Here is an 11,860-nt window from a genome sequence, read left to right as displayed (position 1 = left end):
GGATTAGCGGGTCTTGGAAGTTTCTTTGACCTTCACTTGGACCTTGGGTTCAATCGTAGCCACCGGCTTGCGCCGGCGCAGCCGGAGAGAAATGGCGGCCCGGTAACGGTAGATGACAATCAGCGCGGCGATGGCCAGCACACCTACCGCGATCCAGAGGGCGTAGGATTCGATCAGGTGGAAGATGCCCATCCACTGCGGGCCGAAGATTTTGCCGATTCCCAGGAATAACACTACCCAGAATATTGCGCCCCCGTAGGCATACATAGCGAATTTACGGAAGGGCAGGGCGATAATCCCGGCAAAATAACCGGTGAAGTGGCGGACGCCGGGGATGAAATAGCCGATGGAGATCAGCACGCTGCCGTATTTCTCGAACCAGCGCTGTGTCTTTTCCAGCTTGGCGGGAGAGAACATGAACCATTTGCCGTACCGCTGGATAAAGGGCAGACCGGCCCTCAGTCCAATGAAATAAGTAATGGTCATCCCGATTGTAGTCCCTAAGAAGGCTACGATCACCAGGGTGAAGAAATCCAGCCTCCCGGTGTAAGAGAGAAATCCTGCGAAGGCCATCGTGGTCTCCCCGGGAAAAGGCAGGGCGATAAATTCGAGCAAAAGCCCGAAGAACAATACGCTATAACCATAGCTCGCAAACAATTCTTGTATCCATTTCAGCATATCCATAGATTCTTCACTCTCCAAAGGCTGCGCGCCTATTCTATTCTGAAGCTTGTCTTCATACAATCTACCAAATGGTGCGGGAGCGCCAATAGAATGCTGGAGGTAGAGAAGATGAAGGACAACCGGGAAAATTCTATCCGCCGCATCATGATCTGCGGGTTGCTTGTTATTGCTGTTGTGCTAAGTCTGGGTGTGTCAGCTTATGGAGGGCAGGGGGATTCTTCCGGTTCACGGAGTAAGTACTACCTACAGGCAGAGACAGGCAGAACGTTACCTCTACTCTCTAAGAATAATGCTCCGGCTGTCCCGGTGCAAGATTTGCGTCCGGCAGCGGCCAGAATGACAACCGGAGAATTACGGCAGCCGCATATTTCGGGCGGTTCAGCCCCTAAAGCAGGTGCAGAGCGTCCTGCTCCCGCTATACACCAAGTATCCGCTGCTGCGGGAAAAGCTGCTCCAGCAGCCGGACACCACAAGGAGAAGGTGGTCTATCTGACTTTTGACGACGGGCCAAGCGCAGTTACTCCCAAGGTACTCAGCATATTGCAGGAGCAGGGGGTTAAGGCGACCTTTTTCGTGCTGGGGGATCAGGCCGCAGGCCGTCCCGAGCTGATCAAGGCTATCTGGGAGCAGGGGCATGCTATCGGCAACCATACCTACAATCATAACTATCATGATTTATATAGCGGCTTCACGGAATTCTGGCGACAAATCAAACAGACGGAGGAAACGGTATGTGAGATCACAGGCGTCCGTCCGCAGCTTGTCCGTGCGCCGGGCGGCACGTTCGGCCATTTCGACAGTACATACTTCAATCTGCTGAAGCAGGCGGGCTACGGGGTGATGGACTGGACTGTGGACAGCGGGGATTCCCGCCGCCGGGGAGTGCCCGCTGCGGAGATTGTACAGGCTTCTGTGGCTGACTTGACCTCTTCCGGTGTGGTATTGCTGCTGCATGACGGATCGGGCCATGAACAGAGCGCCAAGGCGCTGCCTGCTATCATTGAACGCTACAGAGCAGCCGGTTATGAGTTCGGTGTTCTGGATGCGCAGAGTGATCCCGTACAGTTCAGGGTGTCCTCCAAGGCAGCCTCCCTTCATCGGAGCAAACCTTCACAGGATTGGATATCGGCTAATATTGTCCCAAATGCGGAGTTGTTTGCACCAGGCAAGGCGCTTGCACTTGAGATTGGCGGGATGGAGGCCAAGCTGAAGCCCGGAGAATACCGTCTCCAGGACGGGCAGTACTACGTTCCGCTACGCGCCACCGTGGAACGGCTGGGCGGACGGGTTGGCTGGAATGCGGTTACCCGGAGCGCAGCTGTAAGCTGGAACGGCCGCAGCATGACGTTAGACTCACAGAAGCAGGAGGTGGGCATTCACTGGCCGGACGGTACAGCAGAGTACAAGGCGGCACAGGTGCAGCTCCAAGGCTCCTCCCTCTGGGTACCCCTGCGTATGCTGCTGGAGGCGGCAGGTCATCCGGGTGCTGAAGCCTTTGTTAATGCAGAGGAGCGCAGGGTTACCGCAGCTTAAGGCTGATATCCGGTTGGGAGGAGGGCTGGATGGAGGGAATGGCAAGGAGAGCAGAGAACAGGGAGAGCTAGCGGGGAAAAGCGGCGGCTGAATGTCTGGGCATCCTTTTTCGTGGAAAGAATAGATAGCAACAGGCCTCAGCAAGCGGTATAGCCAGTGAAACCACGGGCTGTCAGGGGGCTAGTCTATGACCATGGAAGGGTGTCCTCCTTGTCCTCATCATCATTGACAGATCCGAAATCACAGGTATATTCACAGCAAAACAGGTACGGGAATGCAGAGATTGCAGGGTTCACCCGGAAGCGCGTCCGCCGCACAGCCGGGGAGTGGGGGCGAATGCTGCTCCTGATGGCGGTTACCGGAGGGCTATATATGTGGCACGGCGGAGAATCGCTCCTGCTGCTGCTGACAGCTGGCGGAGTGGTTATGTCCGGCGGCCTGCTGATGCAGCTCTGCGGTCCCCGGAGAGTTAGTGTCCAGCGCACGATTACTCCTGTACGTCTGTCTGCGGGGGATGATGCTGTTGTGGAGGTTCAGATTTCTTTTGCCGCCAGAATCCCGCTGCCCTGGATGATTGTGACCGATTACTGGAGCGGTGGCAGCCATCAGGAGCTGCTGTTTCCCGGCTTCCGGCGCTCCTTCAAATATTCGTATGAGCTGCTGTCTGTCCCCAGAGGGGTGCATCAGCTTCATGGGTGCAGTGTAACCTGGGGAGATTTGCCGGGGCTGTTCACAGGAGGCTGCCAGCCGGGCGGCAAGACGGGCTTCAAGGTGCTGCCAAGAGCTCTATATATGGGCGCAGCAGTGCCGGATACCGGCTTGTTGCCCGGAGAACGTGCATCCGGGCGGGGAACCCACAGCAGCCCGCAAGCAGCGGATATCCGTGATTATGCGCCGGGTGATCCGTTCAGCCGGATTCACTGGAAGAGCAGTGCCCGTAAAGGCAATTTGCAGAGCAGAGTGCCGGAACGTGAAGCGGGGCAGATGACCTGCATGGTGCTTGCGAGCAGTCCGGCGGATTATGAGATTCCCGGCGGCGCGCATGCTCCACGTAGCCAGCGGAGGTCGGTGATCCCGGCCTTTGAACAGGCGGTATCGGCTACTATGGGCCTGCTGCTCTCTGCCGAGCGCTCCGGCAGCTACATCCAGCTCTTCAGCGGCGGCTGGCCGGAAGGGATGGCCAGACATGAGGGTGTGGGCCAGATTCCCGGGAGGGTCCGGGATCTGCTTACAGAGATTGCCCCCTCCGGCTCACAGAGTCTCAGCAGATTGCTGGAGGACGCGTCGCAGAGCTGGATTCCCGGGATGACGGTATCCGTCATTACCGGCCGGCTGGAGGAGGAGTCGGCGAGAACACTGGCCCGCTTCCTGGTTCAGGGAATCAGAGTGGAGCTGTATTATGTCTGGGACCAGCCTTCTAGGGGCCGGACTCCCGGTAATCCTGTGCGGAGTCCCGCCGGAGCAGCGGGTACAACGCCAGAGCTATCCCGCAGCAGCAGGCTGGCACGGGAGGACTGGGCAACATCGGGGCATGATCCCGCGGTGTACGGGGACAGCAGACCGCCTGCCTCGGATACGATTGCGGGAAGTCTAATGCGGCTTGGCGCGAGAATTCACTGTCTGAGCCATGCTGCTCCTGCACAAGGGTACAAGGGGGCGGAGCCTGATGGATTCCCGGATAACTCCACCTCCTGCTAGTGCCAGCACGTATGGAGCCAGTCCGAAAGGCTCAACCCACAGCAGGCAGCGCCGCTACGGAAGCATCATGTTTACAGCGGCAGGGATGCAGGAATCAGACCTTGCAGAGAACAGCAACGCGGGTAAAAGAGAGAACAGCCCCCTGTACTATCGCGGCCTGTTCTCTTTGGCGATTATGGGCGTCTTTGGGCTGTGGCTGCTGCCGCTCTACAGATTGACTGCAGCAGCGGATCATGCACAGCTCCTGCGGCTCCTGATGCTCTCGGCAGCAGCACTTCTCGCATGGGGCTGTCTGCTGCTGCCCCGGCCTGTCCAGGCAAGCGGGCAGCTTCTTCTAATCTTCATGACCTGGTATGGCCTCTGTGCTGCTGCGGGAGGTGGGGGCGGTTGGCTGAAGGTCTATGCCATGGAGAAAAGCGGACAGGATGCCCTACTGCTGCTCTCCGGCCGGATCTCCGCATTAAGCGAGGACAGCAGGCTGCTGATTCTGGTGCTGGGCTGGGGACTGCTGGTGTCCTCCGTCCAGCAGCTCGCGCTGTATAGAGGAAGTATTGCTCTGTTCACCGGTGTAACGCTGGTGTATCTGCTGGTACTGGATATGGGCTATGCCGTTAATACTTCCGGGGATGTACTGGTTACGGCGGGGCTGATCCTGTGGCTGCGTGCCTTAAGCGGCCTGCTCCACCTGCAAGAACGGACAGGAAGGCAGGTTCTTCCTTACGCCCGCTGGGGAGCCAGAGCGTTATCGGCGGCTGTACTGGTAACGCTGGCCGCCTGGATAGCCGGGCAAGGGCTTGGCGCGCGCCCGGCTGCTCCGGTTACACTGCAGCCGGTGCTGGACAAGCTGGAGCACTGGGCAGCGGCGCAAAGACCCGGGGAGGCAGACGTACCAGGCACTGGCAGCACCGGCTACAGCATGGAGGACAGAGAGCTTGGCCTGCCCCTGACTCCCAGCCGGGAGGCGGCCTTCACGGTCACTGCTTCCCGTCCCTACTACTCACGGGGGGAGAACATGGCGTATTATGACGGCCGCCGCTGGATCAGGAGCGGCGCCGCGTATTCAGCGCTGAATCTGCCCCGCTTGTCCGGGGCGGTGCCCGCTCTGGCGGATGCATCATCCGCCGGGGGGCTGACGTTTATCCAGCGAATTCAGCTCGCTGCGCCTTCCACTGGAGGTGTGCCTCTGTTCAGCGCAGGCGCTATAACAGACGTGCATAACATCCGGCTTGCGGACGGAAGCCAGCTGGGTTACGTGCTGGCCAGCCCGGACAAACTCAGCTTCCGCCTGCCGGAAGTCTACGGCTCCGCAGGGGTTACGGAGTATACCGTCAAGTCTGTTCTGCCGCCAAGTGATCCGGCAACGCTGCGGAAGCTGAAGGGGAGTGATCCCGACGGGGTCCGCAGCCAGTATTTGCAGCTCCCCGCTGCTCTGCCGCCCAGAGTGCGTGCACTGGCCGGGGATCTTACCACAGCAGCTGCGAGCCGTTACGATGCTGCAGTGGCTGTAGCCGGCTATCTTAAGGAAGGCTATACCTATTCGCTGAAGACCCGCGTGCCGCCGTCCGGTGCCGATTTCACCGATGATTTCCTGTTCGGGACCCGTCAGGGGTATTGTGTGCATTTTGCCACTGCGATGACGGTCCTGCTGCGCAGCAGCGGCATTCCGGCGCGGTACGTCCAGGGCTACGGTCCGGGAACCGCCGTGCCCGGCTCTGTGCCGCAGCGCTACAGCGTGACCGGCGGCGATGCCCACGCCTGGGTCGAGGTCTATTTCCCCGGCGCGGGCTGGGTCTCCTTCGACCCCACACCCTCCGCCGCTGCTGCCGCTGCCCTCGGCGCGGCTGCTACGGACCCGGCGGCGGCCTCCGCGCCGCCGGACACCCGCCGCTCCGCTGCGCTGCACGCGGACGCGCTCACCGCCGCCCTGCCGCAGGCGGGCGGCCCGGACACTGCGCCGCTCGCGCTGGCGGCGCTGGTGCTGGCTGCCGCCATCCGCTGGCGGCGCAGCCTGGCCCTGCTGCCGGCGGTGCGCCGCGCCGGCAGGCTTGGCCGTGAGCGGCAGCTGCGCGCCGCCGCTGCGGCCTGGCACGGGCTCGCGGCGCGCTATGGGCCGCCGCTGCCCGGGGTTACTGCCAGGGAGTACGCAGACTCCCTGGCTATCGAGGACGGGCGGCTGCGCGCCGCCGTCCGGGGGTTTGTACGCCAGTGGGAGACCCTGGTGTATGGCGGCGCCGGAGGCGGCGTGCCCTTGACGGCGTCGGGCTCCGCTGGAGACGCCGCTCCCTCGACGCCTTCCACGCCCATGTCGCCCCCCAACGCTGCCGATACCATGGACGCAGCGGCATTCATGGCACGGTGCCTGATGATTACCTTCCATCTGACCTGATCAAGAATCGGCGTCCCTGCATTTGCAGCGGACGTCTTTGTGACGGCTAAGCTTGCCGCTACAAATGTAATCGAAAAACCGGCTACAATTCTTCTCTTTATCCCTATAACTTGGTGTCGGCTCCCGGCAGCGGCGAATGAGCAGACATTTGCTCATCTGCAGGTATTCCTAACTGTCATGGCCGCGAGCCTGTTTCCGCTACCTTTGCCCCATGCAGGTATTCGCTCCACCCCTACCACAGCCAGCCCAAAACCTTGAAATAGAGGGACCCCATTTCCTTGACGCTGAGAATTAACCATGAGTATAATGAATCCAATAATCAAGGGAGGCAAGTAATGAACAAGCCAAATGAAATGATCGTTGTTCTGGATTTCGGGGGACAGTATAACCAGCTTATCGCGCGCAGAATTCGTGACCTGGGGGTATACAGCGAGCTTCTGCCGTACAATACACCAATGGAGAAGATTAAGGCCTTATCACCCAAAGGGATTGTTTTCTCAGGCGGGCCAAGCAGTGTCTATGCGGAGAATGCACCACATGTAGACCCGGCGATTTACGAGCTCGGGCTGCCGATCTTTGGAATCTGCTATGGGATGCAATTGATGGCACAGCAGCAGGGAGGCAAGGTGGAACGCTCCGCCAAGCGCGAGTACGGCAAAGCAGATGTGGAATTCGCACCCAGCTCCGTGCTGGCAGCGGGCCTTGAGAGCAAGCAGACGGTATGGATGAGCCACGGCGACCATGTAGTGGAGCTTCCGGAGGGCTTCAAGCTGGATGCCGGTACAGAGAGTGCGCCGATTGCAGCCATGAGCAATGATGCACGCAAATTCTTCGCCGTTCAGTTCCATCCTGAGGTACGTCACTCCGTGAAGGGGAATGAGATGATCTCGAACTTCCTGTACGAGGTCTGCGGCTGCGAGGGCAAATGGACGATGGAGTCGTTCATCGAGGATGCTGTTAAGGACATCCGTGATAAAGTCGGCGACAAGAAGGTGCTCTGCGCACTCAGCGGCGGTGTGGATTCCTCTGTTGTGGCGATGCTGATTCACCGGGCGATCGGCGATCAGCTGACTTGTATGTTCATTGACCACGGCCTTCTGCGCAAAGGTGAAGCGGAGAGCGTCATGGAGACTTTTGTCGGTAAGTTCGATATCCATGTTGTCAAAATAGACGCCCGTGACCGCTTCCTTGGGAAGCTGGCCGGTGTCTCCGATCCCGAACAGAAACGTAAAATCATCGGCAACGAGTTCATCTACTGCTTCGACGAAGAATCGGCCAAGCTGGGTGACTTCGCGTTCCTGGCTCAAGGTACACTGTATACCGACATCGTAGAGAGCGGTACAGCAACGGCGCAGACGATCAAGTCGCACCACAATGTGGGCGGGCTGCCGGAAGATATGAAATTCAGTCTGATCGAGCCGCTGAACACCCTCTTCAAGGATGAGGTCCGTAAGCTGGGCGAAGAGCTGGGCATGCCGCATGCGATCGTGTGGCGTCAGCCCTTCCCGGGTCCGGGTCTGGCGATTCGTGTGCTGGGTGAAGTGACCGAGGAGAAGCTGCAGATCGTCCGCGATTCCGACTATATCCTGCGTGAAGAGATTGCCAAGGCGGGTCTCGACCGCGAGATCTGGCAGTATTTCACTGCACTCCCTAACATGAAGAGTGTGGGCGTAATGGGTGACGAGCGCACCTATTCTTACACCGTAGGCATTCGTGCGGTAACCTCCATCGACGGCATGACCGCTGACTGGGCACGTATCCCTTGGGATGTGCTGGAGAAAATCTCCGTGCGCATCGTCAACGAAGTGGACAACGTCAACCGTATCGTGTACGACATTACCTCGAAGCCGCCAGCGACGATCGAGTGGGAATAGATAAAGGATAAAATAAAAACTCTCTTCTATCTGCGATTTTGCTGATAGGAGAGAGTTTTTTTCTTTAAAAGGACGGCAAAGCTGTTTCCATGTATGCTTCTAAACGATTTTTTTAATGTTTCTTTTTTGAAGAAAATATGTAATGATCCCAAAAGCAGCGCCCGCGATGCACCAGAGCAGGATGTTGAACAGGTGAATTTCGATCTTCTCACCAGCTAACGCCGGGAATAGGAACTCCATCAGGACGAACATAGTGAAGCCCCACTGGACACCAGCCAAGAAAAACCTTTTCTTCAATGCTGTGATTGTTTTTTCATAATCTGCATCTATGTCATATTCCGTTTCGTCAACTCCGGTTTTTCGGAGCCGGATAAGGATGTAGTAGGCTATGAACTGCTGCACAATGAATAGAGCCATAGTTCCGAATGTGAATGTGTGATGTATGGTATCCATAATTAAGCTGATAAGCATAAGAACAGATGTTAGATACAAGGCATGCATGCATGCACCGGCAAGAATTCGATGAATCTCTCCCCGCTGATACTCATCTCTTTCCTCCATATAGCCAACAAATGGCTGTAGCATTCTCTTTTCCATATTACTCAGCATTACTGTTTACCTCCCAGAAAAGTGTATTCAAATCCGAGTTCAGGGCCTTGGCCAGCTTAACGCACAGATCCAATGAAGGATTATACTTGTCATTCTCAATCAGATTGACTGTCTGCCGGGCAACTCCAACCTCCTTCGACAGGGCAAGCTGCGACAAACCGGAGCGTTTTCTGTATTCTGCAACCCTGTTCATACTGATTCCTCCTTGAAAAAGTCATATATATATGACTAGCTTGCTGTTTGTTCATCATACTCTCCATAGGTTTATGTGTCAAATATATATGACAAAAAAGAACTCCAAAACCCTATATTAAGGTTTGGAGTTCTTCCCGCTTAGGCGGACAGCTACAAGCTCTTCAGTTCATAAATCTTCTCCAGCGTATCAAGACATTCCGTCTTCTTCTCATCACTCTCGGTATGGAGATATCCCTCCACCAGCCGGTATCCGAATACGAGTAGGATAAATTCGTAGACACAGTGGCCGGCAAGCGGGGCAATCGCTCCCGCATACTCTGCGAAGCCCCGGTAATAAGCAGGGACACACCGCTGATAGTATTCAATCATGTGATCAAGATCCACCTCATCCGCAATCAGGCTGGCGATGTCCTCGCCGAGGTAGCCCCAGCCCGAGGTATCCCAGTCGATCAGCGCGATAGTCCCGCCAGTATAGATGATGTTGGTTACCCAGAAGTCCCGGTGGCATAACACCAGAGGCAGGCGTTCAATCCGGGCAAAAATATCATCCGATTGCTCGTCGATGTCGATGAGCATTTGCCGGATATGCTGCGGGAATCCGCATTCCTCCGAACGGATATAGTCGTAGACAACCGGCCAAGACCGGTAGTGCAGATACGTATTCTTCATGAGATCTGCATGGCTCAGATTGGTCAGACTTTGCAGCACTTCAGGCTGCTCCGCGTACAATTTGCCTTGATACCGTCCCAGCTCCAGTGCCGCCTGTTCATACATGTCACCGGTCAGCTCCAGGCCGGAGATGCCATCCATATATTCCAGCCACAATCTCATTTCATCCCCGGCTTCATTCATTTCAGCGTGATAACACACCGGCCAGCGGAAGGATTCTGTGAAGGTTGCCCCCAGTGGGGAAGCGTAGAGGTCATATTCCCGCCGCCAGGAATCCGGATCATCGTAACGCTCCCATTTCTTTTGGATTTTCAGCACAATACGGTAGGGCAATTGCTCTCCGTCAGCCGTTTCGGCCGTTCCGGTAACCAGCTGCACATCCCCTAAGGTTCCGCCATGTAGCTGTAACGTCTGGTAGTCAGCAGATGTAATCGTTGTATTAAAAAGTTGAGATAGAGCAATATATAAAGCATCTTGGTTTATCTTCATTTGTATCGTCCTCCGTTTTTCTTCATTTGCTTGCGCTGCATTGCAGCTGACTGATTGCGGGCATCCTTGTCCCTGAGATAGTGTGTTCTGTCCTGGACGAACCGGTTCTCCTGCTGCTGTGAGTTGTAACGTTCCCAGCGTTCATGCGTCAGAGAGCCCTCCGCCAGGGCGGCGAGTACCGCACAGCCCGGCTCGGCTTCATGGCGGCAATCGTTGAACCGGCATCCGGCGAATAAGTCCTCCACATCGGTGAAGCCTGCCCTGATGCCTTCCTCGGCGTCGAACAGCCCCAGTTCACGCATCCCGGGCGTATCAATCACCATGGCGCCAGAAGGGAGCATGAACAGCTGGCGGTGCGTGGTGGTATGCCGTCCCCGACTGTCTTCCTCCCGGATGGCACTGACCTTCATAACATCCCGTTCCATCAGGGCGTTAAGCAGCGATGATTTGCCGATTCCGGACATGCCGAGGAACACAACGGTCTTGCCCGGCAGCAGATAGGGGGCCAGCTCATCTAATCCCAGCCCGGCATGGCTGCTGACCGCGTATACCGGAACATCCGGGATGCTTCGCATGACCTCTGCAAGCTGCTGATGATAATCAGGGGTGAGATCCGCCTTCGTCAGAATGATGACCGGCTGGCCGCCGCTCTGCCTGGCCTGGGTCAAATAACGCATCATGCGGGTGACATTGAAATCCTTGTTCAGGGAAGACAAAATAAATACATAGTCGAAATTGGCGGCTACGAGCTGTTCCAGAACGGTTCTGGTATATTCTGCGGCATGGCCGGAATAATTCGCACGCGAGAACTTGGAGCGGCGGGGGAGAAGCGCTGTAATGAGCGATTCCCCGCTTTCGTTCGGACGCAGCAGGACGAAGTCGCCGACGCACGGGAAGTCCCCGCGCGATTCCGCACTGTGATAGAACGTGCCTTTGAGTACAGCGGTCAGCTCGCCCCGCTCTGTGATCACGGTGAAGCGCTCCCGCCGCAGCTCCGTAATTCTGCCGGGTAATAGCCCGGCGGGGATTTCCTCTATTTCGGTGTAGCCATAGGTTGTAAGATTAATCATGTTTTTGGGTTTAGCTCCTTATCTGTTGTTTAATGGACGCAAAAATGCCGCGGAACAGCAGCCTCAATAAGAAGCTGCTGTTCTACGGCATCAAGATGCAAAAAAGATACGACCTTTATCGTATCCCGTAAACAGCAATATTCACGAAAGGTTACTTGGGATGGCATACCAAATAATCCAGGCGTTGGCCCGATTTTTAAGATGTATGCCTGCTATGCAGTTTTAAACGGAACCACCATATAAGTAGTAGCCAATCGAAACATCCCCTTTCGGATAAAGAACTTGTTTAGAAATTTAATGCTTATCGCTAAGCACATTCAGATTAACATAGATTTGGTATGCAAATCCATGTAGAGTTTGATTATAATTAATTTAGTGCGGAACTATCCGCATTTATGCTGCAATGTTTGGCGGATTCTCCCTGAACCAAGCAGTATTTGTCATAGAAATGTTCAATTTACGAACATTTGTGTAAACCTGACGGCAAATGTTCGTATTTACCATTGACAAGAGCTGTCATCTCCCCCTAAAATGATAAAGCGCTACAGCAAATATATTCGTATAATTCCGGGGATCGGCCCGGAAGTCTCTACGAGGTCACCGTAATGACCTGGCTACGATTAAGAAGAGCAACTTGTTCTGGGATTTCCGGC

General features: G+C 56.1%; 9 protein-coding genes and 1 riboswitch. Of the genes, 4 read left to right on the top strand and 5 right to left on the bottom strand.

The features are described 5' to 3' along the window. Positions 1-3: 3 nt before the first annotated feature. Positions 4-684, bottom strand: a complete 681-nt coding sequence (locus MKX42_RS31175) for a DedA family protein (RefSeq protein ID WP_340757258.1) — start codon at positions 682-684, stop codon at positions 4-6. 90 nt (positions 685-774) lie between these two features. Between MKX42_RS31175 and MKX42_RS31170 the strand changes: the two genes are divergently transcribed. The 4 genes from MKX42_RS31170 (at position 775) to guaA (ending at position 8,175) form a co-directional block, all read left to right on the top strand. Continuing rightward, positions 775-2,217: a polysaccharide deacetylase gene (locus MKX42_RS31170; RefSeq protein WP_340757256.1), complete on the top strand. Its 1,443-nt coding sequence runs from the start codon at positions 775-777 to the stop codon at positions 2,215-2,217. A gap of 156 nt (positions 2,218-2,373) precedes the next feature. Further along, positions 2,374-3,915: a DUF58 domain-containing protein gene (locus MKX42_RS31165; protein ID WP_340757254.1), complete on the top strand. Its 1,542-nt coding sequence runs from the start codon at positions 2,374-2,376 to the stop codon at positions 3,913-3,915. Continuing rightward, positions 3,884-6,301 (top strand): transglutaminase-like domain-containing protein, encoded by a 2,418-nt coding sequence (locus MKX42_RS31160; protein WP_340757252.1) that lies wholly within the window; start codon positions 3,884-3,886, stop codon positions 6,299-6,301. Before MKX42_RS31165 ends, MKX42_RS31160 begins: the two co-directional genes overlap by 32 nt. Positions 6,302-6,636: 335 nt before the next feature. Then, the gene (gene guaA / locus MKX42_RS31155; protein WP_340757250.1) at positions 6,637-8,175 is read left to right on the top strand and encodes a glutamine-hydrolyzing GMP synthase; all 1,539 of its coding nucleotides are present in this window, start codon (positions 6,637-6,639) and stop codon (positions 8,173-8,175) included. 99 nt (positions 8,176-8,274) lie between these two features. On the opposite strand, the gene MKX42_RS31150 is transcribed toward guaA, so the two are convergent. The 4 genes from MKX42_RS31150 to rsgA form a co-directional block, all read right to left on the bottom strand. Further along, complete coding sequence (locus MKX42_RS31150) at positions 8,275-8,784, bottom strand: DUF3278 domain-containing protein (RefSeq protein WP_340757248.1); 510 nt, start codon at positions 8,782-8,784, stop codon at positions 8,275-8,277. Beyond that, positions 8,774-8,977 carry a helix-turn-helix transcriptional regulator gene (locus MKX42_RS31145; RefSeq protein ID WP_036696905.1) on the bottom strand — a complete coding sequence of 68 codons (204 nt, stop codon included), beginning with the start codon at positions 8,975-8,977 and terminating at the stop codon, positions 8,774-8,776. The genes MKX42_RS31150 and MKX42_RS31145 overlap by 11 nt, the downstream gene beginning before the upstream one ends. Before the next feature lie 152 nt (positions 8,978-9,129). Continuing rightward, the gene (locus MKX42_RS31140; protein ID WP_340757246.1) at positions 9,130-10,137 is read right to left on the bottom strand and encodes a phosphotransferase family protein; all 1,008 of its coding nucleotides are present in this window, start codon (positions 10,135-10,137) and stop codon (positions 9,130-9,132) included. After that, the gene (rsgA, locus tag MKX42_RS31135; protein WP_340757244.1) at positions 10,134-11,207 is read right to left on the bottom strand and encodes a ribosome small subunit-dependent GTPase A; all 1,074 of its coding nucleotides are present in this window, start codon (positions 11,205-11,207) and stop codon (positions 10,134-10,136) included. The genes MKX42_RS31140 and rsgA overlap by 4 nt, the downstream gene beginning before the upstream one ends. Positions 11,208-11,744: 537 nt before the next feature. Then, a riboswitch (purine riboswitch) is annotated at positions 11,745-11,844 on the top strand. The last annotated feature ends 16 nt before the right edge of the window (positions 11,845-11,860 follow it).

The organism is Paenibacillus sp. FSL R7-0204 (assembly GCF_038002225.1).
Taxonomy (GTDB): domain Bacteria; phylum Bacillota; class Bacilli; order Paenibacillales; family Paenibacillaceae; genus Paenibacillus_AQ.
The sequence above is the reverse complement of the archived record's forward strand: the minus strand, read 5'-3'. Positions and strand labels throughout refer to the sequence as shown.

Coding starts and splice junctions, on each gene's coding strand:
- MKX42_RS31175 (WP_340757258.1), bottom strand. CDS start 684: ATGGATATGCTGAAATGGATACAAGAATTGTTTGCGAGCTATGGTTAT.
- MKX42_RS31170 (WP_340757256.1), top strand. CDS start 775: ATGCTGGAGGTAGAGAAGATGAAGGACAACCGGGAAAATTCTATCCGC.
- MKX42_RS31160 (WP_340757252.1), top strand. CDS start 3,884: ATGGATTCCCGGATAACTCCACCTCCTGCTAGTGCCAGCACGTATGGA.
- guaA (WP_340757250.1), top strand. CDS start 6,637: ATGAACAAGCCAAATGAAATGATCGTTGTTCTGGATTTCGGGGGACAG.
- MKX42_RS31150 (WP_340757248.1), bottom strand. CDS start 8,784: ATGCTGAGTAATATGGAAAAGAGAATGCTACAGCCATTTGTTGGCTAT.
- MKX42_RS31145 (WP_036696905.1), bottom strand. CDS start 8,977: ATGAACAGGGTTGCAGAATACAGAAAACGCTCCGGTTTGTCGCAGCTT.
- MKX42_RS31140 (WP_340757246.1), bottom strand. CDS start 10,137: ATGAAGATAAACCAAGATGCTTTATATATTGCTCTATCTCAACTTTTT.
- rsgA (WP_340757244.1), bottom strand. CDS start 11,207: ATGATTAATCTTACAACCTATGGCTACACCGAAATAGAGGAAATCCCC.